The following is a 21,475-nucleotide window of genomic DNA, read 5'->3' on the forward strand; positions in this document are numbered from 1 at the left end:
GGCCGACTTCAGTCGGCCAAACACCGCCGAACGCAGCAAGGTCGGCTGAAGCCGACCCTACAACCTGTCCGAGCCGCCCCTACCGCTGCGCGGCGCGAAAACGCACCTCGGTGTACAGCCTGCCCTCGAACAGGGCCTCCAGCGTGACCCGGCCGGGCTCGTGCCGCACCGCAAAGCCCGGCTGCCCGGGCGGCGCGACGCTCACCACGCGCAGCCGCTCCGCCGGATACTCCAGGGTCAGGCTGACGCGCAGCGGGAAATAGCCGTCGAGGAAACGGCGCTGGAACGGACCATTGCGCAGCACGTACTCATCGCCCTCGCGGCGCAGCAGGCGTGCGGCGGCGGCGACGCACAACACGGCGCCGTGGCCGATGTTCTCCATCTGCACCGACTGTCCTTCCACCCAGGCCCGCTCGATCCCGCTGGCCGATACCACGCGCAGGTCGCGCATCTCGCGGTACGTGTACACCACCTCCGCCAGCGGCACCGGATCGAGATTCTCGTGACACTGCGACTGCTCCAGCCAGCCGTCGTCCAGGCTGGTGGGCAGGATGCGCAGACGGTTGCGCGAGTGGGGCACGCGCTTGTCCGGCATCACGGCGAGAAACTCCAGTTCGCCGCTGTTGACCTCAAAATCGTAAGGCTGGGCACGCGTGTCATCCTCGAACCAGCGCTCCAGTTCCTCCGGTGTCGGTTCCTGTGCCGCCAGGAACGGCGCGCACAGCAGCAACAGTGCGCAGAGCCCGCCTCTCATCGCCGTATCCCCGGCGTCTCGATGGGCAGGCCGTTGCCGCGGGCGTTGAGATACACCTCCAGCGCGATGAACTCCTCCGAGCCGACCGCATAGGGCAGGGCGCGCAGCGTGGCATAGCAGTCGCGGAACTTGCCGTGCAGGCTGGAGATGGCGCCGGTCTGCAGGCGGTGGGCGGGGAAGGCGTTGCTGTGCCCCTGATTGAGCACCTGATCGCGCAGGCGCAGATCCACATAACGGTCATGGCAGTGATGGCAACTCATGTCGAGCTGGCCGATGCGCGTGTGGTACAGCGCCTTGCCGCTGTCGTACCACGGCTTGAGCGGCCCGCTGACATCGACATTCACCTTCTCGCCGCGCGCCAGATGACGCACATAGGTCTCCAGCGCGATCAGCTCGGCATCGTCGTAGGGCAGCGGAAACTCATCGAGCTGCCGCTCGCGGCAGTCGTTGATGCGCTGTTGCAGGGTAAGCGGTCCCTGATGCACCGCGCTGTAGACCGGATAGCGCGCGATACGTTTGGGGTCGAGCCTGCTGCCGTTGTCGCCGTGGCAACCGGCGCAGGACCGGCCGTTGTAGTCCGGCGCATGAAACAGCGCGCTGCCTTCCTCCACCGTGTACATGCCGGGGTTTTCAAATTCGTCATCCTGCATCGCCTGCATCTGCTCGGGCAGATAGGCATAGCCCGACACCGGCTTGTCCCAGGCCAGCAGCGGCACGGGCAACAGCAACAGCACGACGCACACGACAGACTTCATCGCAGCGTCACCAGGTAGGCAACCACGTCCTCCACCTCCTGCGCGCTGAGTATGGTGCTGGCGTAATCGGGGTGCGGCCGATGGTAGCGCGCCGGGTCACGATAGAAGGCCGGCATGATGGTGTCGGGATTGACCAGCTTTTCATCCACCACGCGCAGGCGCAGCTCGCCGGCCGAGAGACGCGCACCGACGCCGAACAACGGCGGTGCCAGCGTGCCATGCATGGGATGCTCGGGGATGGGCAGCATGTGGCAGGAGATACAGTTGCCGCGCTCGCGTGAGGCGACGATTTCGCGGCCGCGGGCGGCATCGCCGCGCAGCCCTCCCAGCGGTTGCGTAATGGCAAAGTTCTCCGCGCGCCAGGGCAGATAGGCCTCCTGTGCCGCCAGCGGCGCCATCAGGAGGCAGGAGAGGAAAATGAATGCAGCGGGTTTCATCGGCAGACTTGGACTGGGTACAAAACGCAGTGTAGTGCATATGACACCGTCATGATCGCACTGTAATTCTGCTTATGCGCCGATAACGATAATTTGCCGTCATCTTCGCCGCCCAACCGTTAGAATCCCGGTTCAGCCATCGGCTATACACACAATAATTCATATTCTCGGAGACGAATGACATGCGACTGATTCTTCTGGGCGCCCCCGGCGCCGGCAAAGGCACCGTGGCCAAGATGCTGACTGCCCTCGACGGTTCGGTGCAGATTTCCACCGGCGACATCCTGCGCGGCGCCGTGAAGGACGGCACCGAGCTGGGCAAGAAGGCCGATGCCTACATGAAGGCCGGCGACCTGGTGCCGGACGACCTGATCCTCGGCATCATGGCCGAGCGCCTGCAGCAGCCGGACTGCGCCAACGGCTTCCTGCTCGACGGCTTCCCGCGCACCATTCCCCAGGCCGAGGCACTGGGCGGCATGCTCGACAAGCTGGGCATCAAGCTGGACTTCGCCGTGAACCTGGACGTGCCGCGCGAGGTGATCCTCGATCGCCTGACCACGCGCCGCACCTGCTCCAACCCGGCCTGCCAGGAGATCTACAACGTCAAGAGCAAGCCGACCAAGAAGGAAGGCGTGTGCGACAAGTGCGGCAGCCCGGTGATCCAGCGCGACGACGAAACCGAGGAAGCGATCAGCAAGCGCCTCGATACCTACAACGAGAAGACCGCACCGCTGGCCGATTACTACCGCAAGAAGGGCATGCTGCTCGACATCAACGCCACCTCCAGCGACACCGTGGTGAACACCATCAAGAGCAAGCTCGGCATCGGCTGCTGCGGCAGCTGCGCGTAACAAGCCGTTAAACGCAAAGACGCGAAGGCCGCAAAGAACGCCAAGGGAAGCTCTGAAAAAGTTCAGAGCTTCTTAAGGAAGGTCTGAATAAGTCCATCCTGGACTTCTCAGACCACGCCAAGCGAAAAGTGTGATTTTCGCTTGGCTTCATTTTTCAACGACTTATCGTCGTTGAAAAATGGCGGCACATCCCTGTGCCGCGGAAGCTCTGAACTTATTCAGAGCTTCCTTAAGTACGCTTTGCGGTCCTTTGCGCCCTTTGCATTGAAGGCTGTTTGTTCAGATAAAAGAAAAAGGGGCAACCTCGCGGCTGCCCCTTTTTCATTTCACTGCGCGGCGCGCTTACTTGGCGCGGCTGCGGTATTCGTCGGTGCGGGTATCGATTTCGATCTTGTCACCGATCTCGACGAAGGCCGGCACGGAGATTTCGTAGCCGGTGTTCAGCTTGGCCATCTTCATCACCTTGCCGGAGGTGTCGCCCTTGACGGCGGGTTCGGTGTAGACGACCTCGCGCACCACGGTGGTGGGCAGCTGGACGGAGATCGCCTTGCCGTTGTAGAAGGTCAGCTGGCAGGCCATGCCGTCTTCCAGGTACTTGAGGGCGTCTGCCATGTTCTCGGCCTCGACCTCGTACTGGTTGTACTCCTCGTCCATGAACACATACATGGGGTCGGCGAAGTAGGAGTAGGTGACGTCCTTGGTTTCCAGGATGACGGTTTCGAACTTGTCGTCGGCGCGGTACACGGTTTCCGTGCCGGTGCCGGTGAGCAGGTTCTTCAGCTTCATCTTCACCACGGCGGCGTTGCGGCCGGACTTGTTGTACTCGGCCTTCAGCACGACCATCGGGTCATTGCCAACCATCATTACCTGGCCGGCGCGGATTTCCTGTGCGGTTTTCATAGTAGGGGTACTGTCTGGGTGGAAAAGAGGCCGGGATTATACCCGAATATCCGGCAAATTCGCACGCCCTTACCGGGCCTTTCCCTGGCGGCAAAAGGCGACCAGATTGGCCGCCAGATCGCCCAGATCCGCCATTTGTCGCGCCCACAGCTCGGCATGCACCGTATAGGCGGCGCGGTGGGCGAGAAAGCCGTCCCAGTGTGGTGCCATCCCTTCCTCCCGGTTCCAGGCCTGCCACAGGTCGCGCAGCACCGCCCCTTCCTGCACGCCCAGTCCGGCGCAGTAGCGATGCAGAAAGGCACGCAGCTTGTCGCTGTGGGCATCCTCCGCCTGGCGGTAAGGCTGCCAGACCAGCGGCCGGCCGGCCCACTGCGCCCGCACGAAGGAGTCCTCGCCGCGCACGAAGTTGACGTCGCAGGCCCACAGCAGGCGGTCATAGCGGTCCTGCTCCACGAAGGGCAGCACGTGCACCGTCAGCGCCCCCGCGCCCAAGACGGCACCGGCGGCGGCCTCCGCTACGCCATAGTGGCCACCGATGCGCCGCGCCAATGCCCCCTCCGGCACCAGCACGCGCAGCGGCCGGGCTGAACGTTCCCATAGCCGCAACAGGGGCACGACGCCGGCACAGTCATAGGCGAACAGCGACAGGCGCAGCTCGCCGTGCGCCGGCGGCAGACCCAGCCCGGCCCAGAACTCGGCCTGCGCCACCGCGTCGCCCTGGAAGGCGCGGCGCGCCTCCAGCAGGCCGCGCTCGCGCAGCAGGCCGCCGGTGCCGGCGGTGAACCCGGGGAAGAAAAAGTATTTGGTCAGCGGCAGGCCGGGCTGTGGCGAAGGCAGGCCGTGGCAGCCCGCCACCCAGTCCTCGGCGCTCAGGTGTTCGACGTTGACCCAGCGCGGTTTCGGCTCACAAGCGGCCATGGCCCGCAGATAGGCCTCCGGCGGGGTGCAGGCGAAGGTGTCGAGCACCACCGCCGCCACCTCCTGCGGCGTTACCGCGGGAAACGGCGTCAGCCAGCGCCGCACCTCGACGCCGCGGCTGCGCTGCACATCCTGGTCCGGGTCGATCGCCGGGTTGATGCGGCGGAAGGAGGCGAGGTCATCCACCCACAGGCGGACATTCAGACCATGCTCACCGGCGAGCTGGCGCGCCAGACGCCAGCAGGTGCCGATGTCGCCGAAATTGTCGACCACCGAGCAGAAGACATCCCAACGGGAAGCGGGCATGAGGAAAACCGCAGCGGTCGGATCAGAGGGCGATCATGGCACAGGCGGGCAGGCCAAACGAAAAAACGCCGGCGGTGATTTATTCGATGTCGCTGCCGGTGAGCTGGCGCAGGGCCTCGCGGTAACGCTCGGTGGTCTTCTGCACCACCTCGGCGGGCAGTTCCGGGGCGGGCGGCTTCTTGTTCCAGCCCAGACTTTCCAGATAGTCGCGCACATACTGCTTGTCGAAGCTGGGCGGATTGGCGCCGGGCGCATAGGAATCCACCGGCCAGAAGCGCGAGGAATCGGGGGTCAGCACCTCGTCCATCAGCACCAGGTCGCCGGCCTCGTCCTGACCGAACTCGAACTTGGTGTCGGCGATGATGATGCCCTTGGTCAGCGCATACTCGGCGGCGAAGGTGTACAGCCTGATGCTGATGTCGCGCACCTGCTCGGCCAGCGGACGCCCCACCAGCTCCACCATGCGCTCGAAGGAAATGTTTTCGTCGTGGTCACCCACCGCCGCCTTGGTGGAGGGTGTGAAGATCGGCTGCGGCAGCTTGTCGGCCTCGCGCAGGCCGGCGGGCAGCGGCATGGAGCAGACGGTGCCGGAGGTCTTGTACTCCTTCCAGCCGGAGCCGACGATGTAGCCGCGCACAATGGCCTCCACCGGCAGCGGCTTGAGCCTGCGCACCACCACGGCACGGCCGGCCACCTGCGCCGCCTCGGCGGCGGAGACGACGCTGGCCGGGTCGATGCCGGTGAGATGATTGGCAACGATGTGCTGAGTACGCGCGAACCAGAAATTGGACATGCCGGTGAGCACCTTGCCCTTGCCCGGGATCGGCGTCGGCAGCACCACGTCGAAGGCCGAGAGGCGATCGGTGGCCAGGAACAGCATCTTGCTGTCGTCGATGGCGTAGATGTCGCGCACCTTGCCGCGCTGGATCAGTTGGAGACTCTTCAGTTCGGAGTTGAAAACGACTTCGGACATGGCTGGTTCCCGTGGGCTGTGGCGCCGGGTCGCAATGACCCGGCCGGAAAGGGTTTAATGATGCGGATTTGCAACCGCGCTGTCGATAACCGTCAAATTAAAAGGCGGCGCCTCGTTGCCGATGCGCCGCCCCGGGCTCCCTCACAGATATTCTGTCTGCCGCGCCGGTGCCAATCTGTTTTTTGCTGCGGCCACCGCGGACTGCACTCTCGCTTTGAATCGTGCAGTGAAACTAGTGTAGACTTCATTGATATAATGTAAATTAAATTGTTGTAATGGAATACATAAGAAGATACTTATGAATATAACCCTGCGCCAACTCCGGGTCTTTTCCGCCGTCGCCCGACATCTCAGCTTCACCCGTGCCGCCGAGGAGCTGTGCCTGACGCAGCCCGCGGTGTCCATGCAGGTCAAGCAACTGGAAAACCAGCTCGACGTGCCGCTGTTCGAGCACCTGGGCAAGAAGATCTTCCTCACCGAGATGGGCAAGGAAGTCTACCACTACAGCCGCGCCATCCTGCAGCAGATCGATGAACTGCAGGGCGTGCTCAACAGCCTGAAAGGCCTCGGCAAGGGTCGCCTCAAAATCTCCGTCGCCTCCACCGCCAACTACTTCATCCCGGTCCTGCTCGCCGGTTTCTGCCAGCGCTATCCCGGCGTCACCGTCAGCCTCGACGTCACCAACCGCGAAACCCTGCTGACCCAGCTGGCGGAAAACGAAGTGGATCTGGTGGTGATGGGCCAGCCGCCGGAGGACATGGACCTCGGCTACGAGGCCTTCCTGGAAAACCCGCTGGTCATCGTTGCCCCGCCGGAGCATCCGCTGGCCAAGGAAAAGAAGATACCGTTGAAACGCCTGGAACAGGAGGTGTTCCTGGTGCGCGAACCGGGCTCCGGCACGCGCATCGCCATGGAGCGCTTCTTCGCCCAGCACGACGTGCGCATCACCACCGGCATGGAAGTGGGCAGCAACGAGGCCATCAAGCAATCGGTACAGGCCGGTCTCGGCCTCGGCCTGCTGTCACGCGACACGGTGGAGATGGAGCTGGCCCTCGGCCGCCTGGTAATCCTCCACGTCGCCGAGTTCCCCATCATGCGCTACTGGTATGTGGTGCACCGCCACGGCAAGCGCCTCTCCGTCGTGGCACAGGCGTTCAAGGACTACCTGATCAAGGAAAGCCCGTCCCTGCTCGGCAAGGGCGAGCAGAAGCTGCCGCGGGCGGCGACCAAGAAGACGCGCGGCGCCTGACACCTCTCCTCCCCCGCGTGCGGGGGGAGGCGGGAGGGGGCCGCTCAGGAAAACCAGCGCAGGAATGCGGCCGCCGTCAGCGCGGTAACACCCAGCAGCAGCAACACACCCCACACTGCCTCGTGCCGCGGCGCGGGCCAGCGCAATGCCCTCAGCAACAGCAGCCCCGCCAGCACAAAACCCGTCGCCGCACAGGCCATCTTCAGCAGCAGCGCCGCCACGGCGATGCCATGGATATCGGGAAACGCGCCGTACCAGACATAACTGATGGCGCCGAAACCGGCGCCGCTCAGCCCCTGCACCGCCCAGCCGATCAGCACCAGCCAGGCCAGCGGCCGCCGCGCCGCCGCCTGCAGGCGCAGGGGCCAGCGCGCAAACAGCGGCGCACCCACCACCGCCACGGCACCGAAGTTGTGCGCCACCTGGGTCAGGGCATAGGCGAGATTCTGCAGGTCCACCCTACTCCACCCTCACCTTCACGCACTGCTCGACGCCGATGGGCGTGTGTCCCTTGTTCACCACCTTGATGCACACCTCATGGCTGCCGGAATCCATGGCGGGCAGGGCATAACTGCCCTGGAGCCGGCGCAGCACCGCCACCTCCCTGCCGTCCACGTACAGATGCACGTGATCACCGCGCGGCCCCGGCTCGACCGCATAGCTGATGCGGTTCTCCGCCATGGCATCCAGCCGCGCGCCGTCCTGCGGCGCGGTGATGGTGACCGAACCCTCCGCCGCCCACACGGCAGCGGACAGAAACAACCCTGAAAGAAGCGCCAGAACAAACCCGCGCAGACTGTGCATGATCATCACCTCCTGCATTGTTGACTTGAACAGTAAACATAGCAGGCAGACAGTTTCCCCACCAACCACGCCGTAGGGCCGACTTCACTCGGCCAAACCGGACTCCCGCAAGGAGAGAGCCTTAAACCAACGCCACGAACACCGTCACCGGACAACATCGGATCTACATCAAGTCGCACTCAGCGACGCCATGCCATGAAGGAACCACCCGCCGCCGCGCCGGTCGATCCCCTTGGAGGTAACCACCATGACCACATCGAGAATGAACTACTGGCTGCTCGGCATCGGCGCCGCCCTGGCCATCACCACTGCGGCCCTGCTGCCCCTGCGCACCGCCACCTCGGCCCCCGAAGTGGTCGTCTACAAGAGCCCGACCTGCGGCTGCTGCAGCGCCTGGATCGACCACCTGCAGGACAACGGCTTCAAGGTCGTCGCCCGCGACACCACCGACCTCACCACCATCAAGAAACAACACGGCGTCACCCCCGAACTCGCCTCCTGCCACACCGCCCTCGTTGACGGCTACGTCCTCGAAGGCCACGTCCCCGCCGCCGACGTGCAGGCCCTGCTCGCACAGCGCCCGGCCATCACCGGCCTCGCCGTCCCCGGCATGCCCATCGGCTCCCCCGGCATGGAACAGGGCGACACGAAGCAGCCCTATGACGTGGTCGCCTTCGATAAACAGGGCGTGAAGGTGTTCAGCAGCTATCGCTGAGATGTGGCAGGCATAGAAACGAAAAGGGGGCCGATGGCCCCCTTGTTGCCTCGTTATTCAATTGATTTGCCAGATGCGCCTTGCCGTACTTGGCTAGCACGTCAGCAAGCGGAACGGCGTTAAGTTCACTGCGGTCAGAAAAACCGGGGACAGACCACGGTTCTCATGCACCGACTTCACGCTGCTTCGCCATTCAACTGCTCCAATCGAGCCAACGTGTCCGGGTACTTGCGCACCATCAAAATCAACGCTGCCGCCTGGGCGTTGGGTTTGGCCCGCCCCTGCTCCCAGTTCTCAAGTGTCCGGGTGGAAACGCGCAAACGCCGAGCAAATACAGCCCGCGAAACATGCAGTTGTTCGCGCGTGGCGCGGATAAGTTCCGGAGCGATCTCTGGGCGCGGCAATTCGTCCACTTCATGGGTACGCAACGTGATCTTTCCTTCGCGCTGTTGGCGCATCGCATCGATGCCGCTCACCATCTCGTCGAACAGCTTGCGGTTCTTGCTCATGGTTTCTGTCTCCTGGCGGCCACTCCCTGCTGTATTGCCCGCTTCATTGCGGCATTTGTTCCCGGCATCAACTCGGAGAGGCTATCCTGGCCAAACGCCATCTATCTATACACTTCGCTTCTGTGCCCCGCACGCACAACCTCTACAATCAGCCGATCTTGGTAGAGTGCATAAATGACGCGGTAATCTCCGATGCAGATACGGTAACTGCATTCGCTGCCGACAAGCTTGCGGCAATTTTGAGGTATTGGATTTGCGCCGAGGCCACTAACGGCCTCAACGATGCGGGGAATAACTTCGCGGGGTAATCTGCGAAGCTCCTTCTCCGCACTTCTCTTCCATTCAATCCTGTAGGAGACCATCCCGCTTCAAGTCGGCGATTAGCTGGTCATGGCTGATGGTCGGCTCTTCGCGCCGCTCGGCGACGGCGGCCAAGGCATCAAGGTCTTCGAGCAGTTCGTTGTATTCGGCAACGGACAGGATCACTGATACGCGGTTGCCCTGCTCGTCGGTGACGTATTGGGGATGGAGCTGTTCGGCTGTATTCATGGCACGATGTCCATAATGCTGCGGTATGGGTCGATTATAGCGGCTGATTGTCCTAGGGAGGCAAGGGGTTTATATCGACCGAAGAAACGTAGTTTATCCCCCCTCACCCTAGCCCTCTCCCTTAGGGAGAGGGGATAACAAAACGGCTCTTCCCCGTATCGAGTGGGTAGCTTACCCTGTTGAGTCATGAGAGACATAGACCTATACGCCCAGATTCTTGGCTTACGGTCGCCGTGGAAGGTGGCCGATGTGCAGTTGCTGCGTGATGCCGAGGAGGTTCGGATTCACGTGGTCCCGGAGCCGGGAGTGACGTGGAGCTGTCCGCACTGTGGACGCCCCAGCCCCGGCTACGACAGCAGGCGTCGGCAATGGCGCCATCTGGACACCTGCCAGTACAAGACGGTGCTGGAAGCGGACGTGCCGCGGGTGCAATGTGCAGAGCACGGGGTGGTCACGGTGGCGGTCCCGTGGGCAGAACCGGGTTCGGGTTTCACGGCGCTGTTCGAGGCGCTGCTCATTGACTGGCTGAAGGAGGCGAGCACGCAGGCGGTGGCGCGACAATTGAAGCTGAGTTGGGGCGCCATCGACAGAGTGATGCAGCGCGCGGTGAAGCGCGGGCTGTCCCGACGTGAGAGCCAAGCGCCGGAATACTTGAGCGTGGACGAGACCGCCTTCGCCCGGCGCCACGAGTACGTGACCGTGGTGACTGACCAGGAACGTGGCGTCGTGCTGCACGTGGCGGACGACCGCAAGACGGAGAGCCTGTCGGCCTACTATGCCGGGCTGAGTGATGAGCAGAAGGCCAACATCAAGGCGGTGGCGATGGACATGTGGCCGGCCTATATCAGCGCCACGGAGGCGCACATCCCACAGGCGCGGGAGAAAATCGCCTTCGACAAGTTTCATGTCGCCAAGTACCTGAATGATGCGGTGGACAAGGTACGGCGACAGGAGCATCGCTCCCTGTTGGCCGTGGGCGAGGACTGCCTCAAGGGCAGCAAATATGACTGGCTCACCAACCCGGCCAACATGACGCGTGCGCAGCAGAACCGCTTTCGTGCACTGCGCGATGGCAGCCTGAAAACGGCGCGGGCCTGGGCCATCAAGGAATTCGCCATGGGCCTGTGGCACTACGACAGCCGCACCTGGGCGGCCAAGGGCTGGACGCGCTGGCTGTCTTGGGCTGTACGCAGCCGACTGGAGCCGGTGAAGAAAACCGCCGCAACGATCAAGAAGCACCTGTGGGGCATCATCAATGCCGTGGTGTTGAAGGTACACAATGGCCATGCCGAAAGCATCAACAGCCGCATCCAGCACATGAAGAACCGGGCGCGGGGGTTCCGCAATCGGGAGCGTTTCCGTACTGCCATCTACTTCCATCTCGGCGGCCTTGACCTATACCCCGCTCAGATGAGAAATCGGTGATTCAACCCACTCGATTAGGTGATGACCCAACAAAACAAAAAGGGGGCCTTGCGGCCCCCTTTTTGTTGCAGCAAAGGTCGGTGCTTAGTTGATCTTCGGGTCCAGCGCGCCCTTGGCGTACAGGCCCGCCATCTTCTCCAGGGAGATCGGCTTGATCTTGGAGGCGTGGCCGGCGGCACCGAAAGCTTCGTAGCGGGCCTTGCAGATATCGCGCATTGCGTCTTCGGCCGCCTTGAAGTACTTGCGCGGGTCGAAGTTGGACTTGTTCTCGAACAGGTGCTTGCGGATGGCGCCGGTGGAGGCCATGCGCAGGTCGGTGTCGATGTTGACCTTGCGCACGCCGTTCTTGATGCCTTCCACGATCTCTTCCACCGGCACGCCGTAGGTCTTGCCCATGTCGCCGCCGTAGTTGTTGATGATTTCCAGCCAGTCTTCCGGCACGGAGGAAGAACCGTGCATGACCAGATGCACGCTGGGGATACGGGCGTGGATTTCCTTGACGCGGTCGATGCGCAGAACCTTGCCGGTGGGCTTGGAGGTGAACTTGTAGGCGCCATGCGAGGTGCCGATGGCGATGGCCAGGGCGTCGACGCCGGTCTTCTTGACGAAATCGGCGGCCTCGTTGGGATCGGTCAGCAGGGCGGAGTGATCCAGCACGCCTTCGGCACCGTGGCCGTCTTCCTCACCCATCTTGCCGGTTTCCAGGGAGCCCAGGCAGCCCAGCTCGCCTTCGACGGACACGCCACAGGCGTGGGCCATTTCCACCACGCGACGGGTGACGTCGACGTTGTACTCGTAGGAGGAGGGGGTCTTGCCGTCTTCCATCAGGGAGCCGTCCATCATGACGGAGGAGAAACCGGACTGGATGGCATTGATACACACGGCCGGCGAGGCGCCGTGGTCCTGGTGCATGGCCACCGGGATGTGCGGGTAGGCCTCGATGGCTGCCAGGATCAGGTGGCGCAGAAACGGCTCGCCGGCGTACTTCCGGGCACCGGCGGAGCCCTGCAGGATCACCGGGCTGTCGGTGGCGGAAGCGGCCTCCATGATCGCCTTCACCTGCTCCATATTGTTGACGTTGAACGCCGGCAGGCCGTAGCCATTTTCAGCCGCGTGATCGAGAAGTTGACGCATGGAAACCAGGGCCATAGTAAATCTCCTTGTGCTCTCTTTATTAAGTTGAATGGTTCTACTGTAAACCACGCCGGACGGGAAAAAAACGGAGTTGTTGCAATGTCATTGCGCGGCTGCGCTACCGTTGCGCCTGCTCCGTATGTCCCCTGTTCTGCGTGGTAAATCCCTGCTTCGTCTCCTTCTCCTTCAGGGGGAGGGAGGCAAGCATTAAACCAGTTCGCCGACCTTGACGATCTTCATGGCGTTAGTACCGCCATGAACGCCCATCAGGTCGCCCTTGGTGATGATCACCAGATCGCCGTCGCGCACGGCGCCGCGACGCAGCAGTTCGTCGACGGCCTCGCGGTTCACCTCGGCATGGTCGGTGGTCTGCACATCGAAGCTGACCGGATACACGCCACGGTACAGCGTCACCTTGCGCCGCGTCTCGACATGGCGCGTCATCGCGTAGATGGGGATACCGGAGCTGATGCGCGACATCCACAGCGGCGTGGAACCGGATTCGGTCAGCGCGGCGATGGCCTTCACGTTGAGGTGGTTGGCGGTGTACATCGTGGCCATGGCGATGGCCTCGTCGATGTAGGTGAATTGGGTGTGGATGCGGTGATCGGACTGGGTGGCGACGCGCTGCTTCTCCGCCTCGACGCATACACGATCCATCGCCTGGATCGCCTTGTCCGGATATTTGCCGCTGGCGGTTTCCGCCGACAGCATCACGGCGTCGGTGCCATCGAGCACGGCATTGGCCACGTCGAACACCTCGGCGCGGGTCGGGATCGGATTCTCGATCATCGACTCCATCATCTGCGTCGCGGTGATCACCACGCGGTTCATCTTGCGCGCCAGTTGGATCAGATGTTTCTGCACCGGCGGCAGCGCGGCGTCGCCGATTTCCACGCCGAGATCGCCGCGGGCGATCATGATGGCGTCGGAGGCGGCGATGATCTCCTCGATCACCGGCAGGGCCTCGGCGCGCTCGATCTTGGCGACGATGGCGCCGTAGCCGCCGGCGGCGCGCAGCAGGTCACGGGTTTCGTTGACGTCGGCGGCGCTGCGCGGGAAGGACAACGCAACGTAGTCGGCCTGCATCTTGGCCGCGATTTTGATGTCCTCGCGGTCCTTATCGGTCAGTGCCGGTGCGGTGAGACCACCGCCCTGGCGGTTGATGCCCTTGCGGTTGGACAGAATGCCGCCCACCACCACGCGACAGTGGATTTCGGGACCGTGCACCTGATCGACCCACAGCACGATGCGGCCGTCGTCGAGCAGCAAGGTGTCACCGCGTTTCACATCATCCGGCAGGGTCTTGTAACTGATGCCGACGCGGGTTTCGTCCCCGTCGTCAACGCCGAGCTTGGCGTCGAGAATGAAGGGCTTCCCCTCTTCCAGCATCACCTTGCCATTCTTGAAACGCTCGACGCGGATCTTGGGCCCCTGCAGATCGGCCAGCACGCCGACCTGGCGGCCATGGGCGCGGGCGCGGTTGCGCACGCGTTCTACGCGTTCGATATGTTCTTCGGCCTTGCCGTGGGAGAAATTGATGCGGACCACATCGACACCGGCCTCGATGATCTTGTCCAGCATCTTGGGGTCGTCGGTCGCCGGCCCCAAGGTAGCCACTATCTTCGTTCGTCTCGACATATGCTCTCGTATGCTCGCCTCTTAATGATTCGCCGTGAGCGAATCAGGGCAGCCCATGGCCACCCGTGTAGCCGGCGTCGCGTACGACGCCGGTCTGTTTTTATAAACGCACAACGCGCACGGCGCGTTACTCACCGCACCGTGCGCGTTGATTACCAGACATCCGGCTTTAGTCCTTGGCCCGCTCTTCCAGAATGGCAACGGCAGGCAGCACCTTACCTTCCAGATATTCGAGGAACGCGCCGCCGGCGGTGGAGATGTAGGACACCTTGTCGTAGATGTCGTACTTCTGGATGGCGGCAATGGTGTCGCCGCCGCCGGCCAGGGTAAAGGCCTTGGTGTCGGCGATGGCCATGGCGATGGCCTTGGTACCTTCGCCGAACTGATCGAACTCGAACACGCCGACCGGGCCGTTCCACACCACGGTGCCGGCCTTCATGATGATGTCCACCAGCTCCTGCGCGCTCTTGGGGCCGATGTCGAAGATCATGTCGTCGTCGGCCACGGCATTGGCGTCTTTCAGCACGGCGGGCTCGTTGGCGTCAAACTTCTTGCCGCACACCACATCCACGGCGATGGGGATCTTGGCGCCGCGGGCGGACATCTTCTCCATCAGCATCTTGGCGGTCGGAACCAGATCGTCTTCACACAGGGATTTGCCGACGTTCTTGCCGGTGGCCTTGAGGAAGGTGTTGGCGATGCCGCCGCCGACCACCAGTTGGTCACACTTCTCGGCCAGTGACTCCAGCACGGTGAGCTTGGTGGAAACCTTGGAACCGCCGACGATGGCGACCATCGGACGGGCCGGATTGGCCAGGGCCTTGCCCAGGGCATCCAGCTCCTCGGTCAGCAGGATGCCGGCGCAGGCGATCGGCGCAAACTTGGCCACGCCGTGGGTAGAGGCCTCGGCGCGGTGGGCGGTGCCGAAGGCGTCCATCACGAACACGTCGCACAGGGCGGCGTATTTCTTGGCGGTCTCTTCGACGTTCTTCTTCTCGCCCTTGTTGACACGGCAGTTTTCCAGCAGCACCAGCTCGCCTTCGGCGACATCGAAGCCACCGTCAACCCAATCCTTGATCAGGCGCACCGGCTTGCCCAGCTTGGCGGACAGCACGTCGGCGACCGGCTTCAGGGAAACCTCTTCGGTCCATTCACCTTCGGTGGGACGGCCCAGATGGGAGGTCACCATCACCTTGGCGCCGGCCCTCAGGGCGAACTCGATGGTGGGCATGGAAGCGGTGATGCGCGCATCGGAAGTGACCTTGCCGTCCTTCACCGGCACGTTCAGATCGGCACGGATGAAGACGCGCTTACCCTTCAGGTCGAGATCGGTCATCTTGATAACAGGCATGTTTCAACTCCCTCGTAAAGTTTGAAAGTCATTGGCCAAACGCGGGCTTGGCGAATAACTCTGCGAGTCAGATACGAGGCACGAGGTGCGAGATACGAGGGGTTGAGCGCGCTACGCGCCCCCTCGTACCTAGTCCCTCGTATCTCGTCCCTTCTTTGCCTTACTTAGCTACGTGCTGCACGAAGCGCAGCATGTTGCAGGTATAGCCGTATTCGTTGTCGTACCAGGACACGACCTTCACAAAAGTGTCGTCCAGCGCAATACCGGCTTCGGCGTCGAAGATCGAGGAATAGCCGCAGCCGCGGAAGTCGGTGGAGACCACCTTCTCGTCGGTGTAGCCCAGGGTGGCACCAATGCCGGCCTTGTCCTCGGAGGCCTTCTTCATCGCCGCGCAGATGTCCTCGTACTTGGCCGGCTTCTCCAGCTCCACGGTCAGGTCGACCACGGAAACATCGGAAGTCGGTACGCGGAAGGCCATGCCGGTCAGCTTGCCGTTCAGCTCGGGGAGCACCTTGCCTACCGCCTTGGCCGCACCGGTGGAGGACGGAATGATGTTCTCCAGGATGCCGCGGCCGCCGCGCCAGTCTTTCTTGGACGGACCATCGACGGTCTTCTGGGTGGCGGTGGCCGCGTGCACGGTGGACATCAGGCCGCGCTTGATACCCCAATTGTCGTGCAGCACCTTGGCGATGGGGGCCAGACAGTTGGTGGTGCAGGAGGCGGCGGAGACGATGGTCTGGCCCTTGTAGGTCTCGTGGTTCACGCCATAGACGAACATCGGGGTCTTGTCCTTGGACGGAGCGGACATCACCACCTTCTTGGCACCGGCCTTGATGTGGGCCTGGCAGGATTCCTCTTCCAGGAAGAAACCGGTGCATTCCAGCACGATATCGACGCCGACTTCGTTCCACTTCAGGTTGGCGGGGTCCTTCTCGGCGGTCAGGCGGATCTTCTTGCCGTTGACGACCAGATTGTTGCCGTCGACCTTGATCTCGCCGTTGAAGTTACCGTGTACGGAGTCGTACTTCAGCATGTAGGCCAGGTAGTCCGGCTCAAGCAGGTCGTTGATGGCGACCACTTCGATGTCCTTGAACTCCTTGGCGATGGCGCGGAACGCCATGCGACCGATGCGGCCGAACCCGTTGATACCAACTTTGATAGCCATACTCTTCTCCTGTTCTCAAGTGAAACCAAAATGCCGGGAACACGTTCCCCGCCGCTGGAAATTACAGAACGCTTTCGACCGCCTTCACCACGTTCTCCACGGTGAAACCGAACTCCTTGAACAGCTGCCCGGCCGGGGCAGACTCACCGAAGCGATCCAGGCCGACAACCTTGCCGTTGAGACCGACATACTTGTACCAACACGCGGTGACGCCGGCTTCCACGGCGACGCGCTTGGTGCAGGACGCCGGCAGCACGGATTCGCGGTAGGCGGCATCCTGGGCCTCGAAGGCATCGACGCTGGGCATGGACACCACGCGCACGTTCTTGCCCTTACCGGCCAGTTCCTCGGCGGCCTTCATCGCCAACTCCACTTCGGAACCGGTGGCGATGATGATGGCATCGGGATTGGCACCGCCATCACGCAACACGTAGCCGCCGCGGGCGATATTGGCGATCTGCGCATCGCTGCGCGGCATGTGGGCCAGGTTCTGGCGGGAGAAAATCAGCGAGGTCGGTCCGTCCTTCTTCTCGATGGCACAACGCCAGGCCACCGCGGACTCCACCGCGTCGCATGGACGCCACACGCTCATGTTGGGGATCAGGCGCAGGGTGGCGGTCTGCTCCACCGGCTGGTGGGTCGGGCCGTCTTCGCCCAGACCGATGGAGTCGTGGGTGTAAACGAAGATGGAGCGAACCTTCATCAGCGCGGCCATACGCAGCGCGTTGCGGGCGTATTCGGAGAACATCAGGAAGGTGCCGCCGAAGGGGATGAAACCACCGTGCAGGGCCACACCGTTCATGATGGCGGACATACCGAACTCACGCACACCGTAGGACAGGTAGTTGCCGTCGGACACGGTCCGGGTAATCGCCTTGGCCTCTTTCCAGGAGGTCAGGTTGGAGGGGGTCAGGTCGGCGGAACCGCCGAGGAACTCCGGCAGCGCCTTGGCGTAACCCTGGATGGCGTTCTGCGAGGCCTTGCGCGAGGCGATGGTTTCGCCCTTCTCGGCCACGGCCTTGATGAAATCGTCGGCCACCTGCTTCCAGTTGGACGGCAGCTCGCCCTTGATCACGCGGCGCTCGAACTCGGCGGCCAGCTCCGGGAATTCCTTCTTGTAGGCGGCGAACTTCTCTTCCCAGTGGGCCTGCGCCTTGGCGCCCTTTTCCCTGGCATCCCAGCCCTTGTAGATCTCGGCGGGAATGACGAACGGCTCGTGCTTCCAGCCCAGGTTTTCGCGGGTGGCGGCGATCTCATCGGCACCCAGCGGTGCACCGTGGCAGTCGTGGCTGCCGCACAGGTTGGGCGCGCCGTAACCGATCACGGTCTTGCAGCAGATCAAGCTGGGCTTGTCGTTGACGCTCTTGGCCTCGTGGATCGCCTTGTTGATGGCCTCGGCGTCATGGCCGTCCACATCGCGCACGACGTGCCAGCCGTAGGCCTCGAAGCGCTTCGGCGTATCGTCGGAGAACCAGTTCTCGACGTGACCGTCGATGGAAATGCCGTTGTCATCCCAGAAGGCAATCAGCTTGCCGAGGCCCAGGGTGCCGGCCAGCGAGCAGGCCTCGTGGGAGATGCCTTCCATCATGCAACCATCGCCCATGAACACGTAGGTGTAGTGGTCGACGATATGGTGGCCGGGACGGTTGAACTGGCCGGCCAGCACCTTCTCCGCCAACGCCATGCCGACGCCGTTGGTGATGCCCTGACCCAGCGGACCGGTGGTGGTCTCGACGCCCTCGGTGTAGCCGTACTCGGGATGCCCCGGGGTCTTGGAGTGCAGTTGGCGGAAGCTCTTCAGATCGTCGATGGAGAGGTTGTAGCCGGTGAGATGCAGCAGGGAGTAGATCAACATCGAACCGTGGCCGTTGGACAGGATGAAACGGTCACGATCGGCCCACTTGGGATTGGCCGGGTTGTGCTTCATGTGGTCATTCCACAGCACCTCGGCGATGTCGGCCATGCCCATGGGCGCGCCGGGATGTCCCGAGTTGGCTTTCTGCACGCCGTCCATGCTCAGGGCGCGGATGGCATTGGCTAGTTCTCTACGATTCGGCATGTGCTTCTCCTGGATAGTGTGAATACTCAAAACCTTGACTGCACGCGCACCGTCACGCGTGTTTGCAACCGGTCATGCTTTGACGTCAGGGGAGAATGAGACAGGGACGCGCACGCCGCGCACCGTTTGCCACGACGCGCCTCATGCTTCTTGTCATTGAACATTCATTCCGGTGCGGCGCTGGCGCGCACCGCGATACTCCCAGCAAGACATCAAAATTCTGTTGTTATCCCGGCGGCGCGCCATGCGCATCGCCGGGCCTGCGGGAGGGGCCTTTTCCGCCTTGTTAATCCCGCAGCTGTATTAGGAATTGTCGATTTTTACCCAATCGCGCCCCCTGCGGCAATATCCCCGTTATCCATAACTTTCTGTTTTATGCCTATAACTTCGGCTTTAGGCGGGGGAAACGCAGCGCCATGCCACCACCGGAACACACTACGGACTTGCCGCACGGGGAGGTCAACTTTACACTGCGGAAGCGGTAATTACACATAACAATACCCTGATATATGCGGGGGATATAACGGAGGAGTCGGGTCGATGACCAACACGTCCCACCTTGCGGGGGCACGTGCGTTCGTGCGCCGCCTTATCGCTACGCTCGCCCTGCTTGCCGTCGTGACCGGTGCCACAGCTGCCGAACTCACCTTTGCCGTCCATCCGGTCCTGCCGCAGGCACGCACCATCCAGGTCTATCAGCCCCTGGCCACCTACTTGAGCAAGGCCACGGGCCAGAACATCAAGCTGGTCACCAGTCCCAACTTCCTCACCCACTGGCAAATGATGAAACGCGGTGAGTATGACCTGATCCTCGACGGTCCGCATTTCACCGACTATCGGGTGAAAAAGATGGGCTATACCGTGCTGGCCAAGCTACCCGAGGTGGTCAGCCATGCCTTGGTGGCCAACGAGGAACAGATGATCCTGGAGCCGGCCGAACTGGTGGGCAAGACCATCGCCACCACCGCCGCGCCCGCCGTGGGTGCCCTGCAACTGGCGGAGCTCTATCCCAACCCATTGCGCCAGCCACGCATCGTCGAGACCCCGGATTTCCAGGAGGCCGCCGAGTTGGCGGCACAAGGTAAGGTCGCGGCGGCCATGATTCCCTCGCCGCTGGTGGGACGTTACCCCAATCTGATCACCGTGCACACCACCACCCAGGTTCCGTCCCCCGGCATCTCCGCCAGCCCCAAGGTGGGCGCTGAACTCCAGCAGGCACTGCGCCGGGCCCTCCTCGACGCGCCCAACAACCCCGACGGCCGCAAGGCCCTGGAGGCCCTCAACACCGCCGCGCTGGAGGCGGCCGACGACAGCAGCTTCCAGGGCATGGCGCGGCTGCTGGAAGGGATGTGGGGTTATTGAGCACCCAGGCACGAGGAACGAGATACAAGGAGCGCGGGCGGTATCCCCTCGCTCCCTACGCCCTGGTTCCTGCCTGGAGAATGCCTCAGGCGGCGTGATGAGCGCGCTGCGTACCATCCCCTCGCCTCTCGTATCTCGTACCCGTCTTCTTTATAATGCCCGGTCCAACTTTCACGGGTGGGCGCCGCGTGCGTCCGGTTAACCAGGGAACCAGCATGTCCAACAGCTACTTGTTCACTTCCGAATCCGTCTCCGAAGGTCATCCGGACAAGGTCGCCGACCAGATTTCCGATGCGATCCTCGACGCCATCCTGAGTCAGGATCCGATGGCGCGCGTGGCCTGCGAAACCCTGGTGAAGACCGGCATGGCCCTGGTGGCCGGCGAGATCACCACCCACGCCGTGCTGGACTATGAGGCCATCGTGCGCGGCGTCATCAAGGACATCGGCTACAACAGCTCGGAGATGGGCTACGACTGGGAAACCTGCGCGGTGCTGAATGCCATCGGCAAGCAGTCACCGGACATCGCCATGGGCGTGGACGAGAGCGAAAACCACGAACAGGGCGCCGGCGACCAGGGTCTGATGTTCGGTTATGCCAGCAATGAAACCGACGTGCTGATGCCGGCCCCCATCTGCTACGCCCATGCCCTGGTGGCGCGCCAGGCCGAGGTGCGCAAGAACGGCATGCTGCCCTGGCTACGCCCGGATGCCAAGAGTCAGGTCACCTTCCGCTACAAGGGCCACAAGCCCGTCGCCATCGACGCCGTGGTGCTGTCCACCCAGCACGGTCCGGAGATCAGCCAGAAAACCCTGCACGAGGCGGTGATGGACGAGATCATCCTGCCGGTGCTGCCGGCGGAGTGGATCACCAAGGAAACCCGCTTCTTCATCAATCCCACCGGCCGCTTCGTCATCGGCGGCCCGATGGGTGATTGCGGCCTCACCGGCCGCAAGATCATCGTCGATACCTATGGCGGCATGGCGCGCCACGGCGGCGGCGCCTTCTCCGGCAAGGACCCCTCCAAGGTGGACCGTTCCGCGGCCTACGCCGGTCGCTATGTGGCCAAGAACATCGTCGCTGCCGGCCTGGCCGAGCGCTGCGAGGTGCAGGTATCCTATGCCATCGGTGTGGCCGAGCCCACCTCCATCAGCGTGGACACCTTCGGTACCGGCAAGATCTCCACCGAACGCCTGGTGGAGCTGGTACGCGCGCACTTCGACCTGCGCCCGCGCGGACTGATCAGCATGCTCGACCTGCGCCGTCCCATCTACCGCAAGACCGCCGCCTACGGCCATTTCGGCCGCCATGACGCGGACTTCACCTGGGAACGTACCGACAAGGCCGACCTCCTGCGCGACGCGGCGGGGCTGAAGTAAGGGAAAGCTTGTTAAACGCAAAGACGCAAAGGCCGCGAAGTTTGCGAAGCAATTATTGCTGAATTACCCACCGTTCGCGTAACGAGGCGTTTGGGCCTGTTTTTACTTTGCGTACTTTTGCACTCTTTGCGTTGAAATCTTTTGCAGCAGTTTTTCGCCGCCCCCCTGAGGAGCGCTGCAGCAGGTACACACCTGTCAGGCTCAGGGCAGCGGTTCTGTAACAACGGCGCTCGTTCCTG

22 protein-coding genes and 1 riboswitch are annotated in these 21,475 nt (G+C 62.8%); of the genes, 6 read left to right on the forward strand and 16 right to left on the reverse strand.

From position 1 onward, the window contains the following. Positions 1-79 precede the first annotated feature (79 nt). The 3 genes from EP379_RS15535 to soxX are packed head-to-tail and all read right to left on the reverse strand — an operon-like array spanning position 80 to position 1,946. A complete protein-coding gene (locus tag EP379_RS15535; protein ID WP_127478642.1) occupies positions 80-754 on the reverse strand; it encodes a hypothetical protein in 675 nt (224 codons plus the stop codon). Continuing rightward, complete coding sequence (soxA, locus tag EP379_RS15540; RefSeq protein WP_127478643.1) at positions 751-1,509, reverse strand: sulfur oxidation c-type cytochrome SoxA; 759 nt, start codon at positions 1,507-1,509, stop codon at positions 751-753. The genes EP379_RS15535 and soxA overlap by 4 nt, the downstream gene beginning before the upstream one ends. Next, positions 1,506-1,946 (reverse strand): sulfur oxidation c-type cytochrome SoxX, encoded by a 441-nt coding sequence (soxX, locus tag EP379_RS15545; protein ID WP_197722818.1) that lies wholly within the window; start codon positions 1,944-1,946, stop codon positions 1,506-1,508. Before soxX ends, soxA begins: the two co-directional genes overlap by 4 nt. A gap of 182 nt (positions 1,947-2,128) precedes the next feature. Here soxX and EP379_RS15550 point away from each other — a divergent pair, with 182 nt between their 5' ends. Next, a complete protein-coding gene (locus tag EP379_RS15550; RefSeq protein WP_127478644.1) occupies positions 2,129-2,797 on the forward strand; it encodes an adenylate kinase in 669 nt (222 codons plus the stop codon). A 342-nt stretch (positions 2,798-3,139) separates the two neighbouring features. On the opposite strand, the gene efp is transcribed toward EP379_RS15550, so the two are convergent. The 3 genes from efp to EP379_RS15565 form a co-directional block, all read right to left on the reverse strand. Further along, the gene (efp, locus tag EP379_RS15555; protein WP_127478645.1) at positions 3,140-3,697 is read right to left on the reverse strand and encodes an elongation factor P; all 558 of its coding nucleotides are present in this window, start codon (positions 3,695-3,697) and stop codon (positions 3,140-3,142) included. Positions 3,698-3,766: 69 nt separating this feature from the next. Then, a complete protein-coding gene (gene earP, locus EP379_RS15560; protein WP_127478646.1) occupies positions 3,767-4,921 on the reverse strand; it encodes an elongation factor P maturation arginine rhamnosyltransferase EarP in 1,155 nt (384 codons plus the stop codon). A gap of 79 nt (positions 4,922-5,000) precedes the next feature. Beyond that, positions 5,001-5,894 (reverse strand): phosphoribosylaminoimidazolesuccinocarboxamide synthase, encoded by an 894-nt coding sequence (locus tag EP379_RS15565; protein ID WP_127478647.1) that lies wholly within the window; start codon positions 5,892-5,894, stop codon positions 5,001-5,003. A 298-nt stretch (positions 5,895-6,192) separates the two neighbouring features. Here EP379_RS15565 and EP379_RS15570 point away from each other — a divergent pair, with 298 nt between their 5' ends. Beyond that, positions 6,193-7,143: a LysR family transcriptional regulator gene (locus tag EP379_RS15570; protein ID WP_127478648.1), complete on the forward strand. Its 951-nt coding sequence runs from the start codon at positions 6,193-6,195 to the stop codon at positions 7,141-7,143. A 44-nt stretch (positions 7,144-7,187) separates the two neighbouring features. Here the strand turns inward: EP379_RS15570 and EP379_RS15575 are convergent, their stop codons facing one another. Next, the gene (locus EP379_RS15575; RefSeq protein WP_127478649.1) at positions 7,188-7,601 is read right to left on the reverse strand and encodes a hypothetical protein; all 414 of its coding nucleotides are present in this window, start codon (positions 7,599-7,601) and stop codon (positions 7,188-7,190) included. 1 nt (position 7,602) lies between these two features. Continuing rightward, complete coding sequence (locus EP379_RS15580; RefSeq protein ID WP_127478650.1) at positions 7,603-7,947, reverse strand: hypothetical protein; 345 nt, start codon at positions 7,945-7,947, stop codon at positions 7,603-7,605. 247 nt (positions 7,948-8,194) lie between these two features. Here EP379_RS15580 and EP379_RS15585 point away from each other — a divergent pair, with 247 nt between their 5' ends. Continuing rightward, complete coding sequence (locus tag EP379_RS15585) at positions 8,195-8,662, forward strand: DUF411 domain-containing protein (protein ID WP_127478651.1); 468 nt, start codon at positions 8,195-8,197, stop codon at positions 8,660-8,662. Between the two features lie 176 nt (positions 8,663-8,838). Here the strand turns inward: EP379_RS15585 and EP379_RS15590 are convergent, their stop codons facing one another. The 3 genes from EP379_RS15590 to EP379_RS15600 all read right to left on the reverse strand — a co-directional run bounded on the left by EP379_RS15590 (position 8,839) and on the right by EP379_RS15600 (position 9,720). Beyond that, a complete protein-coding gene (locus tag EP379_RS15590; protein WP_127478652.1) occupies positions 8,839-9,171 on the reverse strand; it encodes a helix-turn-helix domain-containing protein in 333 nt (110 codons plus the stop codon). Between the two features lie 101 nt (positions 9,172-9,272). Next, positions 9,273-9,533: a type II toxin-antitoxin system RelE family toxin gene (locus tag EP379_RS17080; protein ID WP_127478653.1), complete on the reverse strand. Its 261-nt coding sequence runs from the start codon at positions 9,531-9,533 to the stop codon at positions 9,273-9,275. Next, the gene (locus EP379_RS15600; protein WP_127478654.1) at positions 9,514-9,720 is read right to left on the reverse strand and encodes a hypothetical protein; all 207 of its coding nucleotides are present in this window, start codon (positions 9,718-9,720) and stop codon (positions 9,514-9,516) included. Before EP379_RS15600 ends, EP379_RS17080 begins: the two co-directional genes overlap by 20 nt. A gap of 186 nt (positions 9,721-9,906) precedes the next feature. Between EP379_RS15600 and EP379_RS15605 the strand changes: the two genes are divergently transcribed. Continuing rightward, positions 9,907-11,145 (forward strand): ISL3 family transposase, encoded by a 1,239-nt coding sequence (locus EP379_RS15605; RefSeq protein WP_127474685.1) that lies wholly within the window; start codon positions 9,907-9,909, stop codon positions 11,143-11,145. A gap of 84 nt (positions 11,146-11,229) precedes the next feature. Here EP379_RS15605 and fba read toward each other — a convergent pair whose 3' ends face one another. From fba to tkt, 5 genes are all read right to left on the reverse strand, one after another. Next, complete coding sequence (fba, locus tag EP379_RS15610; RefSeq protein WP_127478655.1) at positions 11,230-12,294, reverse strand: class II fructose-bisphosphate aldolase; 1,065 nt, start codon at positions 12,292-12,294, stop codon at positions 11,230-11,232. Positions 12,295-12,486: 192 nt separating this feature from the next. Next, positions 12,487-13,920, reverse strand: coding sequence for a pyruvate kinase (gene pyk / locus EP379_RS15615; protein ID WP_127478656.1), 1,434 nt, complete (start codon positions 13,918-13,920; stop codon positions 12,487-12,489). Positions 13,921-14,089: 169 nt separating this feature from the next. Next, positions 14,090-15,271, reverse strand: a complete 1,182-nt coding sequence (locus EP379_RS15620; protein ID WP_127478657.1) for a phosphoglycerate kinase — start codon at positions 15,269-15,271, stop codon at positions 14,090-14,092. Positions 15,272-15,431: 160 nt separating this feature from the next. After that, positions 15,432-16,436, reverse strand: coding sequence for a type I glyceraldehyde-3-phosphate dehydrogenase (gene gap / locus EP379_RS15625; protein ID WP_127478658.1), 1,005 nt, complete (start codon positions 16,434-16,436; stop codon positions 15,432-15,434). 61 nt (positions 16,437-16,497) lie between these two features. Then, entirely contained in the window at positions 16,498-18,495 is a 1,998-nt protein-coding gene (gene tkt / locus EP379_RS15630) for a transketolase (RefSeq protein WP_127478659.1), read from the reverse strand. Positions 18,496-19,035: 540 nt separating this feature from the next. Between tkt and EP379_RS15635 the strand changes: the two genes are divergently transcribed. Together EP379_RS15635 and metK are read left to right on the forward strand one after the other, a co-directional pair. Next, on the forward strand, positions 19,036-19,857 hold the full coding sequence (locus EP379_RS15635) for a phosphate/phosphite/phosphonate ABC transporter substrate-binding protein (RefSeq protein ID WP_127478660.1): 822 nt from the start codon (positions 19,036-19,038) through the stop codon (positions 19,855-19,857). 215 nt (positions 19,858-20,072) lie between these two features. Next, positions 20,073-21,236, forward strand: coding sequence for a methionine adenosyltransferase (metK, locus tag EP379_RS15640; RefSeq protein WP_127478661.1), 1,164 nt, complete (start codon positions 20,073-20,075; stop codon positions 21,234-21,236). Positions 21,237-21,397: 161 nt separating this feature from the next. Continuing rightward, positions 21,398-21,475, forward strand: a riboswitch (S-adenosyl-L-homocysteine riboswitch).

Source organism: Sulfurivermis fontis, from assembly GCF_004001245.1.
Classification (GTDB): Bacteria; Pseudomonadota; Gammaproteobacteria; order Thiohalomonadales; family Thiohalomonadaceae; genus Sulfurivermis; species Sulfurivermis fontis.